Origin of the sequence: Cupriavidus agavae (genome assembly GCF_004217045.1) — a bacterium.
Taxonomy (GTDB): Bacteria; Pseudomonadota; Gammaproteobacteria; order Burkholderiales; family Burkholderiaceae; genus Cupriavidus; species Cupriavidus agavae.
This window is the reverse complement of record NZ_SGXM01000003.1, coordinates 102926-128974: the sequence shown is the minus strand read 5'-3', so window position 1 is coordinate 128974 and position 26049 is coordinate 102926. Positions and strand designations below refer to the sequence as shown.

Genomic DNA, 26049 nt, shown 5'->3' with positions numbered 1-26049 from the left:
CCTGCCTCACACAACATAAGAAAGCCCACAGGAGACGTCATCATGCATCTGCCGCAATGGCTCGCGCCCCGCGCGCAACGTTCCGCCACCGGCCGCCGCGCGCTGCGCGCCGCGCCGGCCCTCGCCTCGCTCGTGCTGCTGGCCGCCTGCGGCGGCGGTGGCGACGGAGGCGGCGGCGGCGGGGGCGGCGGCGGCAGCCCCGCGCCGGCCACGGTGGGCGTGCCGCGCCTGTGTCCGGCCTCGGTGGACTACTCCACGCCGTACATCGGCGGCACCGGCTCGGGCGAGCTGGTCAAGGTGCAGATCGACACCACGCAGAAGACCTGGTCCGTGACCTTCCTCGATTCGTCGGTGCCGCGCACCACGGGCACCGTATCGCCCACGCGCTCGGACCCCACCGGCGGCCAGAACGTAATCACCGGCACGCTGGCGCGCGAAACCGCGCTGCCCACCGAGAAGCTGAACCAGTGCGCGTTCGTGCTGCAGGGCGCCAGCCTCGATCCCGCGCGGCCCGCCAAGCTGTTCCTGGGCGAAGGCGTGATGGGCGGCACCATCCCCGGCGCACGCATCCAGTTCAACGGCCTGCTGGGTGCGGGGGCGGTACCGGACACCACGTTCCCGTACTTCCAGTTCATCGGCTTCGCGCAGACCGAGACCGACCTCGGCAAGATCGCCGGGGTCTACAACGGCGCCGGCTTCCACGAGATCCCGTCGAAGGGCTTTGCCACGGTGGCCCAGGATTACCGCATGTCTCTGGCGGCCGATGGCTCGTTCTCGGTCTGCGACAACAGGCCGGGCGGCACCTGCAAGCAGAAGGGCAACAAGTTCGTGCCGCAGGCCACGGGCGCGCTGCTCTCCACCAACTACGAAGGCGAGCAGCCGCCGAGCCTGGGCGCCGTGATGGGGCGTGCGTACCTGATTGTCGGCAAGCTGCGCGGGCAACTGGTGCCGATCATGATCCGCGTGGGCTACGCCAGCGCCGACAAGCTGCCGCTGGGCGCCGACGACGAGATCGGCATCGGCATGATGGCGCCCGCGGCGTCGTGGCAGCAGGGCAGCGTCAACGGCGAGTACGTGGGCGTGGACAGCAACTTCGACTACAAGGTCACGGCGCTGGTGGGTGCCGAGGCCGCCATGCTCGATCCGTTCCACGCGTCGGACGCCACGCGCGCCATCGCGCTCAAGCTCGACTTCTCGCAGACCACGGCCGGCGTGGTGACCACCACGCGCAAGGAGGGCACGGCCGGCATCACCGGCAAGCTGATGTTCACGGGCGGCGTGCTGGGCTTCCTGGAGGACCGCAACGGCACGCCGTACTTCGGCATCGGCGCCTTCGTCGAATAAGACAACGAGAACGAGAACGAGAGGAGACCATCGATGAAGCTGCAACCTGCGAGCGCCACCCTGGCCCGCCTGCTGGCGGCCGTTGCCGCGTGCGGCCTGTTCGCCGCCGCACCGGCCCACGCCCAGAAGAAGGGCGACAACGTGATCTCGGCCGGCTGGTTCCATATCGAAACCTTCGGCACCAGCCCGCCGATGACCACCAACGTGGTGGACGTGCCGATCAACTATCCGCTCGGCCTGCCGTCCTCGTTCACGGCGCCGGGCAGCGGCCTGTCGACCTCGAACGCGGACACGCTGGGCCTGACGTTCAGCCACTTCGTCACCGACCATATCGCCATCACCGCCGTGGGCGGCATCCCGCCGACCTTCAAGCTCTACGGCCACGGCGAGCTGATTCCGCCCGGCCCGGCCGGCGCGCTGGGCCGCCAGAGCCTGGGCGACCCCTCGCTGAACCCGATCATCACCCGGGCGCGGCAGTGGAGCCCGGCCGCCATGGTGCAGTACCACTTCCGCGAGCCCGGCGTAGCATTTCGGCCATTTGTGGGGGTAGGGGTGTCCTACAACTTCTTCACTGACATCAAGGTCAACCCGGCCTTCGCCGAATCGGTCAACAACAACCTTGGTGCGGTGCTGGCGGCCGGCGCCGGCATTCCGGGGCCGACTTCGGTGTCGGCCGATGCCTCGTCGTCGTGGGCGCCGGTGTTCAACATCGGCGGCACCTACAACATCAACGAGCACTGGGGCATCACCGGCGCGGTGACCTATATCCCGCTCAAGACCGAATCGAGCATGACGATCAAGGCCTCGGACGGCACGGTGCTTTCCACGTCAAAGACGACGCTGAAGCCGAATCCGATCATCTTCTTCCTGGCGGCGACCTACAAGTTCTGACTGTTTTCTCCCCTCCCCGGCGAGCGGGAGAGGAGCTGGGGAGAGGCCAGCGAAAAAAAAAGGGCGAAGCCTCATCCGCTTCGCCCTTTTCGTTCTACAACAACCGCATCACTGCGTGGTCGTCTGCGGCGCCACCTGCGCCACCGGCCCCGTCTCGTTCAACCCGCCGCCCAGCGCCCGATACAGGTCGATCGCATTGGTCAGCCGCAGTTGCCGCGCCTGCACCAGCGCCTGCTCGGCCGAGAACAGTTGCCGCTGCGCGTCGAGTTCGTCCAGGTAGCTCGCCACGCCGCTGCGGAAGCGCAGCCGCGACAGCTCGTAGCGCGCCGCTTCGGCGTTGCGCTGCTGCTCCTGGCCCGCCACCTGCTCTTCGAGCGTGCCGCGGGCCTGCAGGGCGTCGGCCACCTCGGCAAACGCGGTCTGGATCGTCTTCTCGTAGCTGGCGATCTGGATGTTCTTGCGCACGTTGGCAAGATCCAGGTTCGACAGGTTGCGGCCCGTGTCGAAGATCGGCAGCACCAGCGACGGCGAGAACGACCAGATGCCCGTGCCCGAATCGAACAGCCCCGAGAACGACGGGCTGATGGTGCCGGCGCTGGCCGTCATCGTGATGCGCGGGAAAAACGCCGCCCGCGCCGCGCCAATGTTGGCATTGGCCGACAGCAGCGCCTGCTCGGCCTGGCGGATATCCGGGCGCTGCGTCAGCAGGTCGGACGGCAGCCCTTCCGGGATATCGCTGATGATCCGCTCGTCGGACAGCCGCATCGGCGCCGGCAGGTTCTGGATCTCGGCGATCGGCTTGCCGACCAGCACTTCGAGCGCGTTCTGGGCCTGCGCGCGCTGGCGGGCCAGCTGCGCGGCCGAGACGCGGGCCTGCGCCACCAGCGATTCGTTGTCGCGCAGGTCGAGCGCCGAGGTGGCGCCCGCGTCGAATCGTTTTTTCGCCAGTTCGAACGTGCTCTGGCGCGCCTCGTAGGTTTCGCGGGCCAGGTCGTACTGCTCGGCGGCGGCGCGTTCGGCCAGATAGGCCTTGGCCACTTCCGACACCAGCGAGATATGCGCGGCGCGGTGAGCTTCCTCGGTCGAAAAGTACTGCGCCAGCGCGGCGTTCGACAGGCTGCGCACGCGGCCGAAGAAGTCCAGCTCCCACTGCGTCACCGACAGGCCCACCTGATAGATGTTGCCCGTGAACGACTGGCCCACCCCGGAGGTCAGGCCCGAGAACTTGCCGCGCTGGAAGCTGGCGTTGCCGTTCACCGTGGGCAGCAGGTCGGCGCGCTGGATCTGGTACTGTGCGCGCGCCTCCTCGATGCGCAGGGCGGCCGTGCGCAGGTCGCGGTTGTTCTCCAGCGACGTGGCGATCAGCGCCTGCAGGCGCGGGTCCGTGAAGAACTCGCGCCAGCCGATGTCGTTGGCCCGGCGCGTTTCACCGGTCTTCACCTCGGCGGCGGCGTAGCCCTCGGGCGCGGCCGGATAGGCCCCCGCCACGGGCGGGGCCGGCTGCTCGTAGCGGGGCGCCAGCGTACAGCCGCTCAGCACCCCGGCGACCAGCAGCAATGCGGTCAAATGCTTTGTCATCGTGAGCGTCATCGTCAGATTTCCTTGCCTTCCATCCGGGCCTGCTCGCGCTCTTCCTGGGCCTTGCTGCCCTTGAACAAGCCGCGCACGACCACGAAGAACACCGGCACCAGGAAGATTGCCAGCACGGTTGCCGTGATCATGCCACCCATCACGCCGGTACCGATGGCGCGCTGGCTACCCGAACCGGCACCCGTGGAGATCGCCAGCGGCAGCACGCCCAGGATGAACGCCATCGACGTCATCAGGATCGGGCGGAACCGCAGGTGCACCGCTTCCAGCGTGGCGTCCACCAGGCTGCGGCCCTGGGCCTGCAGGTCCTTGGCGAATTCCACGATCAGGATGGCGTTCTTCGCCGACAGGCCGATCGTGGCGATCAGGCCCACCTTGAAGTACACGTCATTGGGCATGCCGCGCAGCGTCACGCCAAGCAGCGCGCCAATCACGCCGAGCGGCACCACCAGCAGCACCGCCACCGGGATCGACCAGCTCTCGTACAGCGCGGCCAGGCACAGGAACACGATCACCAGCGACAGCGTGTAGAGGATCGGCTCCTGCGAACCGGCCAGGCGTTCTTCATACGACTGGCCCGACCACTCGAAGCCGAAGCCCGGCGGCAGCTTGGCGAAGTTCTCTTCCATCACGCGCATCGCCTCGCCGGTGGACTGCCCCGGCGCGGCCTGGCCGGCCAGCTTGACGGCCGGCATGCCGTTGTAGCGCTCCAGGCGCGGCGAGCCCATGACCCACTCCGACTTTGCGAACGCCGCAAACGCCACCATGTCGCCATTGGCATTGCGCACGCGCAGCTTGGTCAGGTCGTCCGGCAGGCGGCGGTCCGAGCCCTCGGCCTGGACGATCACGCGGCGCACGCGGCCTTCGTAGATGAAGTCATTCACGTACGACGAGCCGAACGCGATGGACAGCGTCGAATTGATCTCGGCCACCGACACGCCCAGCGCACGCGCCTTCTCGCGGTCGATGTCGATGCGCAGCTGCGGCGCGTCTTCCTGGCCTTCCGGACGCACGCCCTGCAGCTGCGGCGACTTCGCCGCCATGCCCAGCATCATGTTGCGCGCTTCCATCAGCTTGGCGTGGCCCTGGCCCGTGCGGTCCTGCAGGCGGAAGTCGAAGCCGGACGAGTTGCCCAGCTCCGAGATGGCCGGCGGGTTCAGCGGGAAGATGATCGCGTCCTTGATGAACGACAGCGTGCCGAACGCGCGGCCCACCAGCGCCTGTGCGGTGTTTTCGTCACCCGGACGTTCCTTCCAGTCCTTCAGGCGCACGAACGCGATACCGCCGTTCTGGCCGCGGCCGAAGAACGAGAAGCCCGCCACCGTGATCATCTGGTCAACCACCTTCGATTCCTTCTGCAGGTAGTAGTCCTCGATCTGCTTGAGCACGCCGATGGTGCGCTCCTGCGTGGCGCCCGTGGGCAGCTGCACGACCGTGATCATGTAGCCCTGGTCCTCGTCGGGCAGGAACGACGACGGCAGGCGCTGGAACAGCAGCACCACGCCCGCGATGATCAGCGCGTAGATGATCAGGTAGCGGCCGCTGCGGCGCAGGATGCGCGCCACGATGCCCTGGTAGCCGGTCGAGGCCCGCGCGAACGTGCGGTTGAACCAGCCGAAGAAGCCCTTCTTCTCATGGTGGTGGCCCGCTTCCACCGGCTTGAGCAGCGTGGCGCACAGGGCCGGCGTCAACGTCAGCGCCAGGATGGCCGAGAACACCATCGACGAGATCAGCGACAGCGAGAACTGGCGGTAGATGTTGCCGACCGAGCCCGAGAAGAACGCCATCGGGATGAACACGGCGGTCAGCACCAGCGTAATGCCGACGATGGCGCCCGTGATCTGGCCCATGGCCTTGCGCGTGGCTTCACGTGGCGAGAGACCTTCCTCGCTCATGATCCGCTCGACGTTCTCCACCACCACGATGGCATCGTCCACCAGGATACCGATCGCCAGCACCATGCCGAACATGGTCAGCACGTTGATCGAGAACCCGAACGCCAGCATGGCCCCGAACGTGCCGAGCAGCGCCACCGGCACCACCAGCGTGGGGATCAGCGTCGCCCGGAAGTTCTGCAGGAACAGGTACATCACCAGGAACACCAGCACCACGGCTTCGAGCAGCGTCTTGACCACTTCCTCGATCGAGATCTTCACGAAGGCCGAGGTGTCGTAGGGGATGCTGAACTCGTAGTCGGGCGGGAAGAAGCGTTGCAGTTCCTCCATCTTGGCGCGCACGGCAGTGGCCGTCTGCAGCGCATTGCCCGTGGGCGCCAGCTTGATGGCGATGGCCGAGGCCGGCTTGCCGTTGATGCGGGCGAGCGTCGAGTAATCGGCGCCACCCAGTTCCACGCGGCCCACGTCCTTGATGCGCACCGACGAACCGTCCGGGTTCACGCGCAGCAGGATGTTCGAGAACTGTTCGGGCGTGGTCAGCCGGCTTTCGGTGTTGACCGTGGCGTTCAGCTCGGTGCCCTTGGGCGACGGAGTGCCGCCCAGTTCACCCACGGCCACCTGGATGTTCTGCTCGGCCACGGCCGCCGTCACATCGGTGGGGGTCAGGTTGAATCCGGTCAGCTTGGCCGGATCGAGCCAGATCCGCATCGCGTACTCGGTGCCGAACAGGTCGGCCGCACCCACGCCGGGCACGCGGCGGATGGAATCCACCACCTGCGCCGAGACGAAGTTGCCGAGCTCGATCGCGTCCGAATTACCGGACTTCGACGAGACCGTGATGAACATCATGTAGTTGTTGCCGGCCTTGTCGACCCGCACGCCCTGCTGGCGCACCTCCGCCGGCAGGCGCGCTTCCACGCGCTTCAGGCGGTTCTGCACCTCCACGGAGTTCAGGTCCGAGTTCGAGCCCGGCGCGAACGCGATGTTGATCGTGGCCAGCCCCGACGACTCGCTCTGCGACTCGTAATAGAGCAGGTTGGGGGCACCGTTGAGCTCCTGCTCGATCGGCGTGACCACCGAATCCTCGATCGTCTTGGCCGACGCACCGGGGTAGGTGGTACTGACCGTGATGATCGGCGGCGCGATATTCGGATACTGGGCGATCGGCAGCTGCAGGATCGCCAATATGCCGCCCAGCGCGATGATCAGCGCGAGCACCCACGCGAACACCGGCCGGTCGATGAAAAACTTCGCCATGAATCTGGCTCCCTATAAAGGCTTGTCTGGCTTGGCTTGGGGCGGAGGGTCAGCTCTGCTTGGCGGCCGGCTTGGCGTCGGCCTTGCCCTCGGGCGCGGCACCGCCACTGGCGGCGGCCGGCGCCGAGGCGGGCGCCTGCGCGGTCTTCGGGTCCTGGAACGGCACGGCCTTGGCCGGTGCACCCGGCTGCACTTTCTGCAGCCCTTCCACGATCACCTTCTCGCCGCCCTTGAGGCCCTCGGTCACCAACCAGCGATCGTCGATGGCCTGCGGCGCCTTGACCGGCACCGCCGCCACCTTGCCGTCGGCGCCCACCACCATCACGCTGGCGCCCTGGGCGCTGCGGATCAGGGCGCGCTGCGGCACGGTCAGGGCGTTTTCGTCCACGCCCTGCTCGATCTTCACGCGCACGAAGGTGCCCGAGAGCAGTTCACGCTTCGGGTTCGGGAATTCGGCCCGCAGCGTGATGGCGCCCGTGGTCGGGTCTACGGTCATGTCGGTGAACAGCAGCTTGCCGGTGGCGCTGTATTCCTTGTCGCTGGCTTCCGGGAACAGGTGCACGCGGGCACCGCCGTTCACGCCCTTGACCTGGCCCGAGGCGATGGCGGCCCGCAGGCGCGCCACTTCAGAGGCCGGCTGGGTGAACGTGACCCAGATCGGATCGACCTGCTCGACCGTGGTCAGCTTGGTGGCTTCGCCCTTGCCGACCAGCGCGCCCTCGGTGACCAGCGCGCGGCCCACGCGGCCCGAGATCGGCGCCGTCACGGTGGTGTAGCCCAGGTTGATCTGCGCCGTGGTCACGGCAGCCTTGGCGGAGGCAATGTCGGCATTGGCCTGGCCGGCGGCGGCCACGGCCTCGTCGTATTCCTGCTTGCTGACGGCATTCACGGCCACCAGCGGCTTGTAGCGCTCGGCCTTCTGGCGCGCCGACACGGCATTGGCCTCGGCGCGTTCCAGTTGCGCCCTGGCCGAGGCCAGCTGCGCCTGGTACGGGGCCGGATCGATGCGGAACAGTACCTGGCCGGCCTTGACCTCGCCGCCTTCGGTGTAGTTGCGCGACAGCACGATACCTTCGACGCGCGCGCGGACTTCGGCGGTCCGGACGCCTTCCAGGCGGCCCGGCAGCTCGTTGATGACCGACACAGTCGACGGCGTGACCGTGACCACACCCACTTCCGGCGGCGGCATCGCGCCGCCCTGGGGCGCCTTGTCGCCACAGGCGGACAGGGCCAGCGCGGCCACGGTGGCGGCAGCGGCAGCGGCTACGCCGCGGATACGTTGGGACTTCCTCATCGATAACCCCGTGATGGCAATTTGAGTTTCGCCGCAGGCGCCAGAGCGCGCCAATGCCTGGCGCGGGCGCTGCGTACCCCGGGGACGGGGCACGGCGGGCATACAGATGTCACGGGAATCAATCAGGAACGTTTTTGGCGAAGCGACTATTGCGCCACAAAAAAACGTCTTGGCTGATTCCCGAGCAAACGCGTAGTATAGATACATCCGCGCATGTATGTAAGTCAAAATTACGTTGTGCGCCGTTTGCAACACCCCGTATCGGTTGCCTGTTGTGGAATGTTCCCGCCCTGGCAGCACGATTGTTCCATTCACTGTACGATTCGGCCGCCGTGCCAAACGCGCAGACGGCACGCCCCGCCACACCGGCGCGGCGTCAGGAGGCCCGGGCGGCACAACCCTGCCGCGGGTGAGAGAGGAAATGGTCAGACGTACCAAAGAAGAAGCGCTCGAGACGCGCAACCGGATTCTGGATGCGGCGGAAGCCGTCTTCCACGCCCGTGGCGTGGCACGCCCGTCGCTCGCGGATATCGCGGAAGCGGCCGGCGTCACGCGCGGCGCCATCTATTGGCACTTCAAGAACAAGAGCGATGTGTTCGCGGCCATGGCCGACCGCGTCAACCTGCCCGTGGAGGCGCTCTGCGCGCCCGAGCGGCTGGCGCTCCTGACCGATCCGCTTGGCGGCATCCGCGACATCTGCGCGTTCGTGTTCCGCCAGACCGTGACCAACCCGCAATGGCGCCGGGTCTTCGAGATCATCTTCCACAAGTGCGAAATGGTGGAGGACAACGGCGCCATCTTCGAGCGCCAGCGCCAGTCCCACACGGACGGCACGGTCAAGATGCGCGAGCACCTGCGCCTGGCCATGGAGCGCGGCCAGTTGCCCGCCGACCTTGACCTCGACCTGGCCGTCAACGCGTTCCACGCCGCCATTGGCGGGGTGCTGGCGCACTGGCTGTTCTCCCCGTCGGACTTCGACCTGAACCACGAAGCCGAGCGCCTGGCAGACGTCTTCATCGATACGCTGCGCCTGTCGCCGGCCCTGCGCCTGGGCTACAAGCCGCGTCCGATGGCGCCGCTCGACGCCGAGATGGCCGCGCTCTGCGAGCGCCAGCCCCAGCCCACCGCCTGACTTTCCGGCCCGACTAGATGGCCTGGCCGCCCAGCGCCTCGCGCCAGCGCGCCAGGAACGCCTTCTTGCGCAGCGCATCCTGCGCGGCCAGCAGGCCCGGCCCCACGCTGATCGGCTTGAGCGCATAGCCCAGCCGCTCGGCCAGCGCATTGGCGGTGTGGCGGCTCTCGGTATCGGTGCGGATCGTATAGAGCTGCGACGTGGACTTGCCGAGCAGCGCCTGCCCCTCGCGCGACAACAGGTAGTCCAGCCAGAGCCGCGCCGCGTTGGGGTGCGGCGCCCGGCGCGCGATGAATGCCACGCGCGACATCACCAGCGTGTAGTCGCGCGGCGCGATCACGCCGATATCGGCGCCGCGCTCGATCAGCGACAGCGCATACGAACCCAGCAGGTTGTACCCCAGCACCAGCTCGCCGCTGGCAATGCGCTCGATCATCTCGGCCGTGGATGCCGACAGCACCACCTGCGCCCGCCCCAGCGCCTGCGTCAGGTACCAGAACTCCCCGCCCATGCGTGCGTCCTGCTGCGCGAACAGATACCCCACGCCCGACCGCTCCACGTCGTACGTCACCACCTTGCGCCGCCACGGCTGGGCGTGCTCCTGCAGCAGCCGGGCCAGTCCGCTGCGGCTGGTAGGCATCGTCGTGCCGGCGAAATGGCGCCGGTTGTAGACGATCACGGCCGGCTCGAACGTGGTGCCCCAGGCTTCCTCGCGCCATACGGCCCAGCCGGGCAGGCCGCCGCGCTCGGGCGAGTCGTAGCGCTGGGCGTACCCGTCGTTGACGAGCTTGATCTGCAGATCCATGGCCGTGCTCCACAGCACATCGGCATGGCGTGCGCCGGGTGCCGGCGTACCGGCGCCGCTCTCGGCCAGGAAGCGTTCGTGCAGCGCCACGGTGTTCAGGTCTTCGTAGCGCACCCGCACGCCCGGATAACGCGCCTCGAACCCCGCGATCAGCGGCTGCGCCACTTCGAGATCGGTCGACGCGTAGACGTTGACCGACCCCTCGCGCCGCGCACCGGCGATGGTCTCGGCATAGCCGGACGGATAGCCGGCCGGCACCGGCGGCACCGGCTGCGCGAGCGCCGGCCAGCCCGCCGCCATGGCGCCACCGGCCAGCAGCAGGCGGCGGCGCGCGGCGCTGGGCGGAGTCGGCGGATAGGGGAGCAGATCGGACACGGGAACGCGCGCTGGGGGCGATGAGCGGGATCGGCGGGCGCGGCAAGCGGCGCCACGCAGGGCGGAGGTATTATAGGCGCCCGCAGGCAGCCCGCACGGGCCCGTCCTGGGCGAACAGAACGACACGGGTGGAGGAGATCCGGCATGCGCATCCTGCTGGTGGAAGACGAGGTGGAGCTGGCCCGCTGGGTGGCCCGCGCGCTGGAGCAGGGCGGCTTCGTCATCGAGCACGTGGCCGACGGCCTGCAGGCCGACACGCGCCTGGCCGCCGAGGAATACGACGCGGTGGTGCTTGACCTGCGCCTGCCCGGCAAGGACGGGCTGGCCGTGCTCAAGTCCATGCGCGGCCGCGACGACCGCACGCCGGTACTGATCCTGACCGCGCAGGACACGCTCGACGAGCGCGTGCGCGGCCTGAACCTGGGCGCCGACGACTACCTGCCCAAGCCCTTCGCCATTGCCGAACTCGAAGCGCGGCTGCTGGCCCTGATCCGCCGCAGCCGGGGCCGCGCGCACCCGCGCCTGCAGTGCGGCACGCTGGTGTTCGACGGCGAGACGCGCAGCTTCACGCTCGACGGCGCGCCGCTCTCGCTGACGCCGCGCGAATCCACGCTGCTCGGCGCGTTGCTCGCGCGCAGCGGGCAGCCGCTGACCAAGGCGCAGTTGCTCGACAAGGTGTTCTCGCTCGATGCCGACGTCAGCCCCGACGCCATCGAGGTGCTGGTCTACCGGCTGCGCAAGAAGCTCAGCGGCCACGGCGTGACCATCGTCACGTTGCGCGGCTTCGGCTACCTGCTGGAGCCCGAGACACCGGCCACCCCCGCCGCCGATGCCTGACATGTGGCCCCGCCTGCGCGGCAGCCTGCGCCGGCAGTTGCTGGTGCTGCTGGTACCGGCGCTGGCGCTGATGATGGCCGTGGACACCTGGTTCACGTACGGCACGCTGCGCGACGCCGCCAACACCGCCTACGACCGCTCGCTCTATGGCTCGGTGCGCACCATCGACAACGCCATCGGCATGGCGGGCGAGAGCATACAGCTGTCGCTGCCCGACGCGGCCATGGAGATGTTCGAGACCGCCGCGCAGACGCACGTCTTCTACCGCATCTCGATCGAGCGCGACGGCCGCATCGAGACGCTCACCGGCTACGACGACCTGCCCTTGCCGAAGGGCGCGCTGGTCAGCAACGAGACCCGCTTCTACGACGCCGCGTATCGCGGCGATGCCGTGCGCATTGCCGCGATGGCGCGGCCGGTCTATCGCCCCGACGCCCGCATGCGCGTGATCATCCAGGTGGCCGAAACGGCCGAGCCGCGCGCGGCGCTGATCGGCAGCGTCTGGCGCAGCGCGCTGCTGCGCGACGTGGGGCTGATCCTGCTGTCGGCGCTGATCCTCGTCGGCGGCATCACCTACGTGCTCAAGCCGCTGCAGCGCGTGCGCGCCGACGTGCGCGCGCGCTCGCCCGAAGACCTGACGCCGCTCGAATTCGAGCACGTGCCCGTGGAGGTGCGGCCGCTGGTCGATGCGGTGAACCTGCACGTGTCGCGCTCCGAGGCCATGGCGCAGTCTCAGGCGCAGTTCATCGCCGATGCCGCGCACCAGCTGCGCACGCCGCTGGCCATCCTGAAGACCCAGGCCGAGTACGCGCAGCGGCAACTGCAGGGGCGCCACGACAACGCCACGCATGCGGCGGCCGCCGAGGCCGTGGGCGGCATCGTCACGCAACTGGAGCAGGCCGCGCGGCTGACCAACCAGTTGCTGGCGCTGGCCCGCGCCCGCCAGCCGGCGCGCGATACCGGCGACGAGGACGCGGCCCTGACCGTGATTGACGCGCTCGCCGTGGCCGAACAGGTTGCGCTCGACTACCTGCCGCTGGCGCGCGGCAAGCAGCAGGATTTCGGCTGGGAACGTCCCGCCGGCCTGACCCTGCCGATCCGTGCCGACGCCGCGCTACTGCGCGAAGCCTTCGCCAACCTCGTCCACAACGCGATCCAGTACGCCGGCCCGCGCAGCCGCATCACACTGTCGGCGGCGCGGCGCGGTAGGCACGCCGTGCTCGTGGTGGAGGATGACGGCCCCGGCATTCCTGAAGCCGAACGCGAGAAGGTGTTCGCGCGGTTCTACCGGCGGGTGGGCAATGCGGAACCGGGGTCTGGACTAGGACTGGCGATTTCGCGTGAGATGGCCGCGAGGTTTGGCGGCAAGGTCACGCTGCGCGAAGGCGTGCAAGGGCGAGGGGTGAGGGCGGAGATGGAGTTCTTGTTGGTGGAGTGAGAAAGCAATGCAGGATTTTCGAACCCTGCTGGTTGCGCCCCTCTCCCTCTGGGAGACGTGCGAAAACCAAGGGCCGCTCAAGCGTTACTTCACCCCCATCACCGCCCCCTTGCACGGGTCTTCCCGATCCTTCGCCGGCACGCGCACCACCGCGTCGTATCCGGTGTCGGGCGAGTCCGCCTCCAGATACCCGATGCTCAGCACGCGCGCCCCATCGTCGCCCAGCCAGCGCGGCACGCCGACATCGCGGCGCACATGGCCGTTGCCGGCGATCAGCACGGCGCCGCGCCCCGCGTAGGGACGTAGCGTTTCCGCCATCACGGCGTCCCGCGCCGCCTGGGCGTTCAGCATGCCGGGCAGCATCGACTTCGGAAAATGCCCGCAGTGGCTGGCATCGAGCGTGGCGGTCTGCGCCGCGACGAGATCGGCGGGAAGCGCCCGGTCAAGGCCGAGCCGGGTCATCTGGTCGGCGGCAAAGACACCGCCGTAGCCGCCGCGCACGATCTTGCCGGCGTCGGCGCGCGACAGGTTGGCGGCCAGCAGCGGCAGGTCGTACTGCAGCGCCAGTGCGATCACTGGCTTGTAGAGCGCCCAGTCCCAGCCGCTCTTGCCCGACGCCTGCGCAATCAGGTAATCCACGTCGCGCGGGCGCTCGCGGCGGGCGCGGTCGATATCGGCCTGGCGCTCGCGGTCGAACTGCTCCATCGCGATGGCCGGGCGCCAGCCCGCTTCCACCGCCCGCGTCAGTGCCTGCAGCCGCTGCTGCTGCGCGGCGGCGCTGTCGTGCACCTCGCCAAGCAGGACGTAGGATTTGCCCGCGAAACGCTGGCTCATGGCGTCGGGCGACGGTGCGGTTGACGCGCAGGCGCCCAGCAGGGCAGCCGCCGCGAGGCAGGCGAGGGTACGGATCATGGCTTGGGGGACTCCGGTTGCGATGGGGCCTGAGTGGCGGAATGGTTGGGGACGGCGGCGCCGCCGGCACCGGTCTCGGGCACGTACACCATCGACCCGTCCTTCATGCGATACGCGACGCCGGCCTTGATGCCGTCGCCCGAACCCACCTGCCCGCTGGCCTGGTAGCGCACGATCTTCTCGCCCTGGCGCGACACGATTTCCATGTTCGGCTTGCCGGGGTTCGTGATGATCGTCACGTCCTGGTGCGTGAACGGGTTCAGCGGGTTCTGCGCAATGGTGACGAGCAGCGCGGCGATCACCACCAGGAACACGTCGATCAGGTTGACCACCGACAGGATGGGATCGTCGCCCTCGCTTTCGTCGAGGAACTTCATGCGTCGGCCTCCCACGTCGGGCGCGTCTGGCCGAGCCAGACCAGTTCCTCGGCCAGCCAGCGGCGGCGCACGTTGACGACCCAGAACGTGATGCTGGCGGCGATCAGCGCCAGGATCACCGCCGAGAACGCGATGGTCAGGTTCTCGCCCACGTTGGCGAGGTTGCCGCCGGACAGGCTCTTGAGCGCCGGGCCCATCGGGATCATCGTTGCCACCAGCCCGAGCATCGGCGCCACGCGCGTGGCGATGCGCGGCCGTTCCAGCAGCTTGTGCGCGGCCACGTCGAGCGCATCCGCATGGCTGACCTTGTGGCGGCGCGCCCACGCCACCAGCACGTAGCCGCGTCCGGACGCGATCGGATGGCGTCCGCGCAGCCACGCCTGCATCGCAAATTCGCCAAGCGCCCAGAACGCGTAAAGGAACAGCAGGCCAATCAGCGCCAGCGTCGGGTACAGGAACATCTGGCCGACGTCATACATCAGCGTTTCAAGCAGGGTAGGTGTCATGGTCGAGGCAAATCCATACTATATCGATACGATCAATAAATATAGGAATAAAATCAACTTAAGAATCCGTCATATCAATGTCGGCGCAGTCAGCCTGACAGCCGCCGTCGCGCGCTCAGGGCGCCGCCGATCAGCGCGGCAGCCAGGGCAACACCGCCGGCCAGCCAAGATAGCACCGGCACCAGCGCCGCGGCAGGCGACTTTCGCTCCACAAGCTCCATGCCGGTCACCGGCTGCGGCTGAGGCTGTGGCGCGGAAGGGGACGGCGGCGGCGCCTGCGCGGCGGGCGGCCGGGCAGCCGGTGGCGCAGCGGCGGGCGCAGGCGGCGCCGCACGCGGCCGGAGCGGCACGGCAGGGGCCTGCAGCCCGTAGCCGGCCGGCGCCGCCGCCATCGATTGGCGGTAGGTATCGAACTGCCGGTTGCTGCTGCGGATGTCGTGGCGCCGGGCCAGCGTGTCGTAGCGCTGCGCCAGCGTCTTCAGCAGGTCGGCGTCGGCACGCCAGTAGCCCTTGCGCGCCGCCTCCAGCATCCGCTCGATAACCTGCGCCTGGGCCTGCGGCGCGTGGCGCTCGAACCATGCGTCGAGGCCAAGCTGGTGCTTGTCCCTGACGTAGACCTCGGCGAACTCGGTCCACTGGTCGTCGCGCACGATTTCGGGCGCGGTGGCCGTCCAGCCCCAGAAGTTGTTGACCGTATCGAGCACATTCAGCGCACCGCTGTAGCCCTCGGCCTTCATGCCCTCGATCCAGCCCGGGTGGAAGTAGCGCGTGCGCAGTTCGGTCGCCAGGAAGCTGGCGGCGGTTTCGGTCTTCGCGTGGCTCGCGTCGCGGAGGTTCGAGATCAGCAACTCGGGCGCCTTGCCGGTCAGGTGCCGCACCGCCAGGCCGATCCCCCCGAGATACTGGAACGGATCGTCCGTGGTCAGCATGCCGTAGAGGTTCGAACTGCGCGCCAGCAGCGCCCCGTCCACGCCCTTGAGGTTCTCGGCGTAGAGGTTGGCCTGTGGCAGCTTCTCGCCCCAGTGCGCCTCGTCCGGGCCGTACGCGTACTGCATGCGCGACAGGTAGAGGTTGGCCAGCTTCGCGTCGGCGGCCTTGCCGCTGCCGAACGTATCGGTTTCCAGCGCGGCGTCGTTCAGGCCCGTGCCGTAGTTGCCCGACTCGCTGGCGAAGATGCGCGTCACGGCCAGTTCGTCGAGCCGGTCCGGTGCCACGCCGGCCTTCGCCAGCCGCGTGCGCAGCGTGCGCGTGCTGGCCGCCACCGCGTTGTCGGGCTCGGGCTGCGCCGCCGCCAGCTTCACGGCCTCGGCCAGCCACTTCATCAGGTTCGGGAAGTGATCGCGGTACAGGCCCGTGGCCGACAGCACCACATCCACGCGCGGACGGCCCAGCTCGCGGGACGGCATCGCCTCCACGCCCACCACGCGGCCGCCGTTGTCCCACTTCGGCCGGATGCCGAGCGCGGCCAGCGCCTGCGCTTCGAGCATGCCCTGGTGCCGCATCGTCTCCACGCTCCATAGCGAAAACGCCAATTTCTTCGGCCACGCGCCATGGCGCTTGCGCCAGTCGGCGATCATCGCCTCGGCGGCGGCCTGTCCGGCCTGCCATGCCTCGCGGCTCGGCACCTTCGACGGATCGAAGCCATAGAGGTTGCGGCCCGTGGGCAGCGCGTCGGGGTTGCGCACGGGGTCGCCGCCGGTGCCCGTCGCCACATGCCGGCCGGCCAGCGCCGCCAGCAGACCTTCGGTCTCGGGCTGGGCGTCGAGGCTGGCGTAAAGCTGCCGCGCACGCTGCATGTCCTCCCGCTGCCTTGCATCGGGCAGGCCATCGAGCGGCGCGTTCTCCACCACGTAGCGATGCACCATCCGGTAAGGCGCGGTCTGCGAGAGCTGCGCGAAGTCCACCGCGAACAGTTCCTCGGGCTCCTCGGGAAACACGCGCGCGAGCCAGTCGCGGCCGAGCATCGCCATGGTCGTGAACAGCCGCAGGCCATCGTCCTGCGAGCGGCCGAAGGTGTGCAGGCCATACGGCTGCAGCGCGCCGCCCAGGTCGTGCAGGTGGGTATGCAGCGCGCCGAGGTAGCCGACGAAATCCTCGCGGGCGCGCGCCTCGGTCCAGTCCATGTCCTCGAAGACGTGCATCGCCCGGCTGCGCGCCAGGATGTCGGCGCCGAGCCGGTCCTTGACGGCGCCCTCGTCCTGGGTCAGGTAGGCATGCAGCTGGTCGTGCAGGTGCGTGAGTTCGGTATGCAGCCCCGCGGGCCGGAACGGCGGCGTCTGGTGGCTGACGATCACGGCACGGCCGCGCCGCTTGGCCTGGATGGCCTCGCCGACGTCATCGACGATGTACGGATAGACCACGGGCACGTCGCCGAGCACCAGATACGGCGGATCGGTGACGGCCAGCGCGCGTTCCTTGCCGGGCGTCCACTCCTGCGTGCCGTGGGTGCCGTAATGCACCAGCGCGTCGCGATCCTGGCGCGCCCAGAGATAGGCGGCCAGATAGAAGTGGTTCAGCGGCGTCCTGGTCGAGTGGTAGAGCGCCTTCTCGTCCGTGGCGCTGCGCTCGCCGCGTGGCGGCACCGGCATCAGCGTCACGTTGCCCACCTGCAGGCGCGGGATCACGAAGCCCGCCTCGCCGTGCCGCGTGGTGGCCATCGACGATTGCCCGGGCTGTCCCCAGCGCTGCGTCACCGCCGCGCGCAGGTCGCCCGGCAGTGCATCGAACCAGGCGCGGTAGGCCGGCATCGGCAGCCACACCGCCCGATCGGCATCGAGCAGCGCCTGCAGCCGGTCCGTGCGATAGAACGGCGCGAGCAGGGCGCCCAGATCGTGTTGCAGCGTGGTCTCGTCCAATGCCCCGGTGCGGTAGCCCGCCGCCTGCAGCGCGGACAGCGTGCCGGCCAGGCTGCGCGGCAGGTTCAGGAACGAGGCCGACAGGTTCTTCTCGCCGGCCGGATAGTTGTAGAACAGGATGGCCACGCGCTTGTCGGCGTTGGGCGCACGCTGCAGCCGGGTCAGCGCCACGGCCTTGCCGGCCACTGCATCGACCTGCGCCGGGATACCCACGATGGCCCCGTCGCGCTTCGAGGTGGCAGCGGCCAGTACCGGGTCCACCACACCGGCCAGTTCGGGTTGCACGAGATAGAAGGGTGTATCGGTCAGGCTGATGCCGTGCGGATCGGCGGCCCAGTCGTCGGCGTCGCCCTTGCGGTAGGGCATGACCTGCAGCACCGGCACGCCAAGCGCCTCGAACTCGGCCTTGCGGCCCTGCGGGTTCAGCATGATCTGGCCGTTGACGAGCACGTCGACCAGGCGCCTGCCGCCGGGCGCCGCCATGCGCGTGATGCCGTCAGCCTCCATGACCGGGCCGTAGAACACCAGCGCCCGCGCGTGACGCGCCTCGATGCGCGCGATCAGTTCGTCGACGAACGCACTGTCGAGGCCCGATACGTACGCCTGATGGATGGCGACGCCGATCACCGGCGTGCCCTCGGCGCCCGACACCCGCAGCGCCTCGGCCGGCGTGGTCGTGATGACGTCGGGCAGCCGCGGGTGATAGTAGGCGGCCTTCGGAAACAGTACCGGCGCAGGAATCGACGGGTCGCTGCGCAGCCGGAACTGTTCGGCGGCCAGCGTGCGCAGCATCGCGTCGAAGTTGGCGCGCCCGCCGTTCGCGTAGTAGCGCTGCAGCCGCTGCGCCAGCCCATCGTCCACCCCATGCGCCTCGTAGCGCTCGGTGGCCAGCAGCACGCGCGGCGTGTTCGATGCGGTCCACAGCGGCCCCAGTTGCGCGAGCATCGCCGCGACGATGTGGTCGCGCGGCGCGTCGACGATCAGCAGGTCCGCCTGCGTCGTAAAAACGCCAATTTCCTGCGGCGACAACTTCTCGATATAGCGCGCTTCCAGCGCCATGCCGAACCGCTGCGCCATCTCGCGCAGCGGTTCGAACTTGCCGGCCGGCACCGGGGACGTGGTCAGCACGTGCACGGTCGGCGCAGCGTGTGCCGCGTGCGACATCTGCGCGAGCAGCATGGCCAGCAACAGCCCCAGCCAGGCCAGCCATCGCGCCTGCCTCGCCATCGTCGTCGTGATGGTTGTCGTTATGGTTGTCGCTGCCGATTGTGGGGACATCGTAGTTTTCCTAATCCCTCAGAACGCGACCGTGACGCCGGCCGATACCGTGCGCCCCGGCTGCGTATAGAAGTCGACACCGGCCTCCGTGGCACTGACGCCCGTCTTGCGGACATCGCCCCAAAGCCAGTACTTCTTGTCGAACAGGTTGTTGACCGCAAGCGTCAGCGTGGCGCGCTTGCCAAAGCGCCACCACGCCTGCAGGTCGACCACGCCATAGCCACCGGGGCGGAAGTACGTGATGCGCGTGTCGTCGGTGCGCGTCACGGCCCGGGCGCCGCGCCAGCGCAACGCAGCCCCCGGCCCATCGGCGCGTGCCGGCTCCCACGTCAGGCCGGCCGACGCGCGCAGCGGCGAGACGCTGTTGAGCGGCTGGTCGTTCTGCTCGTTGGTGCCGTGCGCATAGGCCACCGCCCCGTCGACGCGCCAGGCGGGCGCCAGTTGCCATGACCCGCGCCACTCGGCGCCGTAGATGCGTACCTTCGACAGATTGCGGTACTGGTATGTCCCGCGCAGCCCCGCAAGGCAGGACGGATCGGACGGGCAGTTCAGCCGCGCCTGCTCGATGAAGTCGGTGTAGCGGTTGTCGAAGATCGCCACGCTGCTCTGCACTGTCTGGCCGGTGTAGCGCACGCCCACCTCGAACGAGCGGCTTTTCTCGGGGTCGAGGTCGGCGTTCGGCGCCGCTCCGTAGCCCTGCACCGGGTTGCGGAAGCCGCCATTGATCTCGCGGTAGTTCGGCGCGCGATAGCCGAAAACATACTGCGCCCAGAGGTTGACGTGCTCCGTGGCCTGCCACAGCGCCGACAGCTTGGGCGACAGGTTGCCGTCGCGCTTGCTGACCGCCGTCTGTCCGGCCGCGTTGCTGTAGAGCGGGTCGTTCTCGGGGCCGAGCGAATAGTGGTCGTAGCGCAGCCCCGGGGTCAGCGTGAAGCGGCCGTCGAGCAAGCGCAGTTCGTCCTGCACGAACACGCCCACCTGGCGCGTCTCGCCCTTCGGGAAGTCGTGCAGCGGGAAGTTCTCGCCCGCCAGCGATTTCGACACCGCGCCCGTGGTGGTGTTGAACGTGGTGACGTCGCGCCCTTCCTCCGAGGTGGTGTTGACGACATCGACCCCGCCGATCACGCGATGCCCGACGCTGCCGGTCTGGAACGCCTTGTCGGCCTGCAGGTTGAAGCCGGCCTGCGCCTGCTCGAAATCGAAGGCGAGCGCCACGTTGCAGGTGTTCGGCCCGCCGCGCGTGCCCGAGCAGCCGCTGCTGGTACGGCTGCGCACCTGGTTGGTGTGCGTGTTCGAGAGGCTTTTCTGGTAGTAGACCGCGGCGGTCAGGCGGTCGAGCAGGCCGTTGCCGGGGCGCCATTCGTAGTCCAGCGAGACACGGTTGCGCTCCATGTCCTCGGTGCCGTCGGCGAAGGGCACGCGCGGCAGGGCGGGCGAGAGCCGCAGCATGTCGGTGCTGCTGCTGGCGTCCCGGTGCTCGAAGGCCAGCCGCAGGCGCTGGCGCGGCGTGACGTCGAACACGAGCTTGCCCAGGTAGGCGTTGCTTTCCGCGTCCTGCGGATTGGGCGTGCTGCGCGCCACCGAGACCGAATCGTCGCCGCCCATGTTCTTCATTGCATGGGCCGTGCGGTGCGCGTACATGAACAGGCCCCTGAGCCGCGCGGTGCCGCCGGCCACGCCCGCGGTCTGGCGGAACCCGTCATCGATGCCGTTCCATTCGAGCCCGACCTCGGCGCCGGCGGACTTGCCGCCCATCAGGTCCTCGGGGTCCCTGGTCGCGTACGACACCACGCCGCCGATGGCGTCGGAGCCGTACAGGCTCGACGCCGGCCCGCGCAACACTTCGACCCGCTTCAGGAACGAGAACTCGGGCGCCTCGCGCGTGGCGGTAGAGATGTTCGACGGCCCGCCGCCGCTGTAGTAGTCGGGCAGCCGGACGCCATCGACCATCTGCAGCACGCGGTTGTCTTCGATGCCGCGGATGTTGATGCTGCCGGCGCCAAAGCGCCGGCGGTCGCGCGGCACGTCGATGTCGGGTTCGTCGGCGAACAGGCCGGTCTCGTCAACGGGCATGGCCTGCCTGATCCTGCGCGCGTCCTCGACGGTGATGGTCGAGGCCACCGCGTCGGCCCGTTCCTCGGTACGCGTGGCCGTGACCACCACCTCCGCAAGCTCGCGCGCCTCCCCCGCCCAGAGCGGCGCGCTCAGCATGGCGCAGACGGCGGCGACCGGTGTCGCCCGGACAGCGGCGCACGAACGCGCCCCCAGCAAACTGCGTGTCATCGGATTTTCCCCCTGATGGAAAGCGATAGCGCTGGCTGGCTGGGATGCCGCGCGGCAGGTGACTGCCGGACGTCAGGGGGCGGATGGCTGGCATGCGTGCACGGCGGGCCCTGTGGTTGAGGTGGGCCATCCGCCGCAAACGAGAATTATTCTCGTTTGTTTCCGAGTCGACAAGCCCCATGGCCGGGGCCTGCCGAAGCGCGATACGGAGGTGTTGCCGGGGAGAGACAGGCCGGGCGGCTCCAGAGGCGAAGCGGCCCGGCCATCCATGCATTACTGCATCAATGTGTGACAGCCGCGGGCTGCTTGACGGCCACCGGGTTGCCCTCGGCGTCGATCTGCAGCGGGCCGGTGCCCGAGTACTTGTCCAGCGCCAGGTAGATCACCGGCGTGATGAACAGCGTGATGACCTGCGAGAACAGCAGGCCGCCCACCACGGCCAGGCCGAGCGGCTGGCGCAGCTCGGCGCCGGCGCCAAGCCCGAGCGCCAGCGGCAGGGCGCCCATCACGGCGGCGAACGTGGTCATCATGATCGGGCGGAAGCGCAGCAGGCACGCCTGCCGGATGGCCCGGGCCGGGTGCATGCCCTGCTCGCGCTGCGCCGCCAGCGCGAAGTCGATCATCATGATCGCGTTCTTCTTGACGATGCCGATCAGCATCAGCACGCCGATTGTTGCAATCAGAGACAGTTCGACGTTGAACAGGTACAACGTAGCCAAAGCGCCAATTGCAGCGGATGGCAGGCCGGCCAGGATCGTCAGCGGGTGGATGTAGCTCTCGTACAGCACGCCCAGCAGGGTGTAGATCACCGCGATGGCCGCCACCAGCAGCACCACCTGCGTGGCCTGCGACGACTGGAACACGGCCGCGTCGCCGCCCCAGCTCGTGAAGATCGACGGCGGCACCTCCAGCTCCTGCTTGTACTTCTCCATCAGCTTCGAGGCGTCCCCGAGCGGGGCGCCCGGCGCCAGGTTGAACGACACCGTGACCGATGGCAGTTGCCCCTGGTGGTTCACGGCAATCGGCCCCACGCGGCGCTCGGTGGTGGCGAAGGCCGAGACCGGCACCATCTGCCCGGTCTTGCTGCGCACGTAGAGCTTGGAGAACGCGGTCTCGTCGACGCGGTCCACATCGGCGGCGGTCAGGATCACGTAGTAGTTGTCGATCGGCGTATAGATCGTGGAGACCTGCCGCTCGCCAAACGCCGTGTACAGCGCGGTGCGCACGTCCTGGATCTGCACGCCCAGCGCGTTGGCCTTGTCGCGGTCGATGGTCAGGTGCGCTTCCAGCCCCGACTGCTGCGAATCGCTGGTCACGTCGCGGAACATCGGCTCGGCGCGCATCCTGGCCATGAGCTTGTCGCTGAACTCCTGCAACTGTCCGGCCTTCACGCTCTGCAGCGTGTACTGGTAGCGGCTCTTGCTCTGGCGGCCGCCCAGGCGCAGGTTCTGCACCGGCGAGAAATACACCTGCAGCCCCGGCACGCCCGCCACGTCGCGGCGCAGCGATTCCACCACCTGCGGCATCTTCGGGCGCTCGTCCAGCGGCTTGAGCTCCACGAACATCCGGCCCGTGTTGATGGCCGGCGACGGCCCGCCGCCAATCGACGCCACCACGCTCTTGACCGATGGATTGGCGCGGATGCGCTCGGCGGCGTCGCGCAGGCGGTCGGACATGGCCTCGAACGAGATGTCCTGCGGCCCCTCGGCATTGACCTGGATCTGGCCAATGTCTTCCTCGGGGAAGAATCCCTTCGGAATCTTGACGAACATCACCGCCGTCAGCACGAAGGTCAGCCCGGCAACGCCGAGTACGACGCGGCGGTGCGCCAGGCACCAGTCCAGCCCGCGTGCGTACTTGTGGAGCGTCCACTCGAAGAGGTCTTCGAACCACTGCGTGGAGCGCATGCCGATGGTCGGCTTCTGCACCACGCGATGCGCGGGCGCGCCGGCGGGGTGGTCGCCGTAGGCGTGCTGGGACTCGTCCACGGGCACGTTCTCGGCCGACAGGAAGCGCGCGCAGAGCATCGGGATCAGCGTCAGCGAGACCAGCGCCGACACCAGGATCGACAGCGACACCACGGCTGCGAACTCGTGGAACAGCAGCCCGATCACGCCCGGCATGAAGAAGATCGGGATGAACACGGCCACCAGCGAGATCGAGATCGACAGGATCGTGAAGCCCATCTCGCGCGAGCCCACCAGCGCGGCCTTGAGCGGCGGCACGCCCTCCTCGATGTGGCGCACGATGTTTTCCAGCATCACGATGGCGTCGTCCACCACCAGGCCCACGGCCAGCGTGATGGCCAGCAGCGACACGTTGTCGAGGCTGTAGCCGAACGCCTTCATCAGCGCCACGGTGCCGATCAGCGAGATCGGCAGCGACACCGTGGGAATCAGCGTGGCCGCCGCGCGGCGCAGGAACAGGAAGATCACCAGCACCACCAGCGCCACGGTCAGCGCCAGCGTGAACTGCACGTCGTGGATCGATTCGCGGATCGACCGGGAGCGGTCGTTGACCACGGCCACGTTGACCGAATCGGGCATCTGCTGGCGCAGGCGCGGCAGCGCATCGCGCACCGCGTCGACCACCGCCACGGTGTTGGCGTCGGGCTGGCGCTGCACGGCCAGCACGATCGAGCGCTCGTTATTGAGCCAGCTGCCGGTCTTGATCGTCTCGACGCTGTCTTCCACCTCGGCCACGTCCGAGAGCCGCACCACCGCGCCGCTGGGCTGGCTGGCCACGATGATGTTGCGGAACGCCTCGGCGCTGGTCATCTGGCGGTTGGCCTGGATCGTCAGCGTCTGGCGGGCGCCGTCGAGCGTGCCGACCGGCGTGTTGGCGTTGGCGCGGTTCAGCGCCACGGCCAGTTCGTCGAGCGTCAGGCCGCGCGCGGCCAGCGCGTCGGGGTGGGCGCGCACGCGCACCGAAAAGCGCTTCTGGCCGTAGATCTGTACCTGGGCCACGCCGGGCAGCGTGGCCAGCGTGGGCGAGATCAGGTTGTCGCCAAAGGCGTTCAGTTCGCCCAGGCTCATCGACGGCGAGTTGATCGCCAGCAGGATCACGGGCGCGTCGGCCGGGTTCACCTTGCGGTACGACGGCGGCACCGTCATCTCGATCGGCAGCGAGCGCTGGGCGCGGAACAGCGCCGCCTGCACGTCCACGGCCGCGTCGTCGATGTTGCGGTCGCTGTTGAATTCGATCGTGATGCTGGAGTTGCCGAGCGTGTTCGACGAACTGATCACGGTCACGCCCGGAATCGTCGCGAACTGCTTCTCCAGCTGCGTGGCCACCGAGGCGGCCATGGTCTCGGGGCTCGCCCCGGGCAGCGTGGCGGTGACCTGGATCACCGGCGAGTTGAAGCTGGGCAGCGCGGCGATCGGAATCGTCGGATACAGCACGATGCCGGTGACGATGACGGCCAGGCACAGCAGCACCGTCATCACGGGCCGGCGGATACAGAGCTCGGACAGCGTCATGGCTTCAGTGTCCGTTGCCGTTGGCGGCCGGGGCGGCCGGCGCCGAGGCACCGCGCGCCGGCGCCTCGCGCACCGGGCTGCCCGGGCGCAGGTTCTGCGCGCCTTCGGTCACCACGCGGGCGCCGGGCTGCACGCCCTCGACCACGGCGGCGGCGGCCGTGGTCACCACCACCTTGACCGGTACGCGGGCCACCTTGCTGTCGGGCTGCACCACATAGACGAAGCGGCCCTCGGGACCAGTCACCACGGCTTGCGGCGGCACGCTCAGCGCACCCTTGAGGGTCTGCACCGTGGCGTTGACGTTGGCATAGGTGCCCGGCCAGAGCCGGTTCTCGGCGTTGTCGAACGTCGCCTTGACGCGGATGCTGCCGTATTGCGGGTCCACCGTGTTGTCGACGAACGTGATCCTGCCCGTGACCGGCGCCTTGTTGCCGTCGTTGGGCTGGGCCGTGACCGCCACCGGGCCGGCGCGCAGCGCATCGCGCAGCGCGGCCAGTTGCCGCTCCGGCAGCGTGAACGTGACCGTGATCGGCGCGATCTGGGCCACGATGACCATCGGCACGGCGTTGGCCGGCGTCACCAGCGAACCCGGGAAGACGTTGATCACGCCGGTCCGCCCGCCAATCGTCGCGCGGATGGTGCCGTAGCTGATAGCCACCTGGCTGGCCTCGATGGCGGCCTGGTCGGCACGCAGCGTGGCCTCGAAGCCGTCCACGCGGGCCTGGGCCGTATCCACGGCGCTGCGCGAGATGAAATTGCGCTGGAGCAGCTCCTGGCTGCGCGAGAGGTTGCGGCGCGCGTCGGAGAGGTCGGCCTGGTCGCGCATCAGCTGGGCGCGCGCCTTGGCCAGGTTGGCCTCGTCCATGCGGGTGTCGAGCGTGAACAGCAGGTCGCCCGGCTTCACGGTCTGGCCTTCCTTGATGTGCACGGTACGCACCGTGCTGGACACCTGCGGGCGCACCTCCACGGTCTGCATGGCCGTGACGGTGCCGTTGGCGTTGACCTCCACCGGCACGTCGCCCTGCTGCACCAGCGCCGTGGTCACGGCGGCGGCGGTCGGGCCCTTGGCCACCGGCTTCGGCGCCAGCCACGTCTTCCAGCCGAACCAGCCGGCGGCAAGCACCGCCAGCACCACGACTGCCACCACCCATGGCGATGTCCGGCCACGGCCCGTGCTGGCGGCCGCGCTCCAGTTCCCATCGACGAAGCCTTTCGGCCGGTCGATCCCGTCTGATTTCATGTGAGGACCCTCGAATGCCGCATGGCGCGCTCCCCAAAACGTGGCACCGGCGTCATGGCACCGGTTTTTGCCCGCGCAAACCGCTACTAGTACCGCGCCTCGCCCTGGCTGGCAAAGCGCGTTGTATTACAAGCCATTACAGCATCGATGGGGACGGATGGCGGGCCAACGGGAAGGCAGGTCCTGAAATGGCCAGAATGCTTGTATCTGACCTAAAACATTAGCAGAAAAGCCTGCGCCAGCCACTGGGGATTAACGAGG

16 protein-coding genes are annotated in these 26049 nt (G+C 68.7%); 5 read left to right on the top strand and 11 right to left on the bottom strand.

All coding sequences use genetic code 11. The features are described from left to right. The first annotated feature begins 42 nt into the window (after window positions 1-42). Both EV147_RS14425 and EV147_RS14420 read left to right on the top strand, forming a co-directional pair. Window positions 43-1344 (top strand): DUF2957 domain-containing protein, encoded by a 1302-nt coding sequence (locus EV147_RS14425; RefSeq protein ID WP_198680253.1) that lies wholly within the window; start codon window positions 43-45, stop codon window positions 1342-1344. A gap of 33 nt (window positions 1345-1377) precedes the next feature. Continuing rightward, on the top strand, window positions 1378-2235 hold the full coding sequence (locus EV147_RS14420; RefSeq protein WP_130391904.1) for an OmpW/AlkL family protein: 858 nt from the start codon (window positions 1378-1380) through the stop codon (window positions 2233-2235). A gap of 108 nt (window positions 2236-2343) precedes the next feature. Here EV147_RS14420 and EV147_RS14415 read toward each other — a convergent pair whose 3' ends face one another. Genes EV147_RS14415 through EV147_RS14405 form a run of 3 tightly spaced genes read right to left on the bottom strand, consistent with a single transcriptional unit; the run spans window position 2344 to window position 8271 of the window. After that, window positions 2344-3813: an efflux transporter outer membrane subunit gene (locus EV147_RS14415; protein ID WP_130392213.1), complete on the bottom strand. Its 1470-nt coding sequence runs from the start codon at window positions 3811-3813 to the stop codon at window positions 2344-2346. A gap of 14 nt (window positions 3814-3827) precedes the next feature. After that, window positions 3828-6977, bottom strand: coding sequence for an efflux RND transporter permease subunit (locus EV147_RS14410; protein ID WP_130391903.1), 3150 nt, complete (start codon window positions 6975-6977; stop codon window positions 3828-3830). Between the two features lie 49 nt (window positions 6978-7026). Further along, window positions 7027-8271 (bottom strand): efflux RND transporter periplasmic adaptor subunit, encoded by a 1245-nt coding sequence (locus EV147_RS14405; protein ID WP_130391902.1) that lies wholly within the window; start codon window positions 8269-8271, stop codon window positions 7027-7029. Window positions 8272-8692: 421 nt separating this feature from the next. On the opposite strand from EV147_RS14405, the gene EV147_RS14400 reads away from it, so the two are divergent. Beyond that, complete coding sequence (locus EV147_RS14400; protein WP_130391901.1) at window positions 8693-9403, top strand: TetR family transcriptional regulator; 711 nt, start codon at window positions 8693-8695, stop codon at window positions 9401-9403. 13 nt (window positions 9404-9416) lie between these two features. Here EV147_RS14400 and EV147_RS14395 read toward each other — a convergent pair whose 3' ends face one another. Further along, window positions 9417-10508 carry an ABC transporter substrate-binding protein gene (locus tag EV147_RS14395; protein ID WP_198680269.1) on the bottom strand — a complete coding sequence of 364 codons (1092 nt, stop codon included), beginning with the start codon at window positions 10506-10508 and terminating at the stop codon, window positions 9417-9419. 219 nt (window positions 10509-10727) lie between these two features. Between EV147_RS14395 and EV147_RS14390 the strand changes: the two genes are divergently transcribed. Beyond that, complete coding sequence (locus EV147_RS14390) at window positions 10728-11420, top strand: response regulator (RefSeq protein ID WP_130391900.1); 693 nt, start codon at window positions 10728-10730, stop codon at window positions 11418-11420. A 1-nt stretch (window position 11421) separates the two neighbouring features. Beyond that, a complete protein-coding gene (locus tag EV147_RS14385) occupies window positions 11422-12858 on the top strand; it encodes a sensor histidine kinase (protein WP_235844756.1) in 1437 nt (478 codons plus the stop codon). A gap of 84 nt (window positions 12859-12942) precedes the next feature. Here the strand turns inward: EV147_RS14385 and EV147_RS14380 are convergent, their stop codons facing one another. The 7 genes from EV147_RS14380 to EV147_RS14350 form a co-directional block, all read right to left on the bottom strand. Further along, window positions 12943-13770: a ChaN family lipoprotein gene (locus EV147_RS14380; RefSeq protein WP_130391898.1), complete on the bottom strand. Its 828-nt coding sequence runs from the start codon at window positions 13768-13770 to the stop codon at window positions 12943-12945. Next, window positions 13767-14147, bottom strand: coding sequence for a DUF2149 domain-containing protein (locus tag EV147_RS14375; protein ID WP_130391897.1), 381 nt, complete (start codon window positions 14145-14147; stop codon window positions 13767-13769). Before EV147_RS14375 ends, EV147_RS14380 begins: the two co-directional genes overlap by 4 nt. Then, complete coding sequence (locus tag EV147_RS14370; protein WP_130391896.1) at window positions 14144-14653, bottom strand: MotA/TolQ/ExbB proton channel family protein; 510 nt, start codon at window positions 14651-14653, stop codon at window positions 14144-14146. The genes EV147_RS14375 and EV147_RS14370 overlap by 4 nt, the downstream gene beginning before the upstream one ends. Before the next feature lie 89 nt (window positions 14654-14742). After that, window positions 14743-18786 (bottom strand): cobaltochelatase subunit CobN, encoded by a 4044-nt coding sequence (gene cobN, locus EV147_RS14365; RefSeq protein ID WP_235844755.1) that lies wholly within the window; start codon window positions 18784-18786, stop codon window positions 14743-14745. An 18-nt stretch (window positions 18787-18804) separates the two neighbouring features. Further along, window positions 18805-21069, bottom strand: a complete 2265-nt coding sequence (locus EV147_RS14360; RefSeq protein ID WP_130391895.1) for a TonB-dependent hemoglobin/transferrin/lactoferrin family receptor — start codon at window positions 21067-21069, stop codon at window positions 18805-18807. Window positions 21070-21350: 281 nt separating this feature from the next. Beyond that, the gene (locus EV147_RS14355) at window positions 21351-24548 is read right to left on the bottom strand and encodes an efflux RND transporter permease subunit (protein WP_130391894.1); all 3198 of its coding nucleotides are present in this window, start codon (window positions 24546-24548) and stop codon (window positions 21351-21353) included. Between the two features lie 4 nt (window positions 24549-24552). Next, complete coding sequence (locus EV147_RS14350) at window positions 24553-25788, bottom strand: efflux RND transporter periplasmic adaptor subunit (protein WP_130391893.1); 1236 nt, start codon at window positions 25786-25788, stop codon at window positions 24553-24555. Between the last annotated feature and the right edge of the window lie 261 nt (window positions 25789-26049).